The organism is Treponema sp. R80B11-R83G3, from assembly GCF_054786115.1.
Window position 1 is genome coordinate 1 of sequence record NZ_BDHF01000390.1, and the last position, 641, is coordinate 641.

A 641-nucleotide genomic window follows, 5' to 3' on the forward strand; every position below is an offset into this window, starting at 1 on the left:
ATTTTCCATGAAACCGGTTATGTCCGTATCGGTTTTTTTTACACGGGCGCTGTATGAAACTTGAACCGCTGTTGTTTCTTCGCTGAGAACTCTGACGCGGTATTGATAAAAAGAGCCTAAGTCATCAAATGACCCGAATACCAACGATTTTGCGCCAAGCATATGCGTAATACTGACCAGAGAATCATCGCTCACATAGCCCGACATTTGAAAATTAAGTTCGTCCAATAATTTGGCAAGCTCTTCGCCTCGGGCCAGAACAGTTAATTTGCCGCTTTTTCTGATTTGCTCGCTTAATTCTTTTTGCAAATACCTGGACAGTTTTACCGGGGTAGCGTCAAATTCCGCCAGGGCAATTTCCGTGGGGGCGCTTAAAACCGTTTCAAGAGCCTCAACCGCGCCTGTAATTGCCTCTGCCAGGCTTTTTTCCGGGGGCGCTGCGGGCGCTTTACCGCTTGAACTTGCGCAGCCGCTTATTAACGCAAGCCAGAGAATTAATGCAATAAATGGGGTTGCTTTTTTTGTAGTGGTTTTCTTTGTACTCATGATTTTATTTTTACTCTTTTTATTTTGTCTGTCAAGTTGAAAATTATTTGTAAAATTTCACAAAAAGATCACGAAGAAATAAAGATCAAGAGGGG

The 641-nt window shown here is 42.9% G+C and carries 1 protein-coding gene; it reads right to left on the reverse strand.

Features of this window, described 5'->3' with window-relative positions; all coding sequences use genetic code 11:
* The coding region (locus ACYVRH_RS14035; RefSeq protein ID WP_461257500.1) for a hypothetical protein at positions 1-546 on the reverse strand (546 nt) is incomplete at its 3' end.
* Positions 547-641 lie beyond the last annotated feature (95 nt).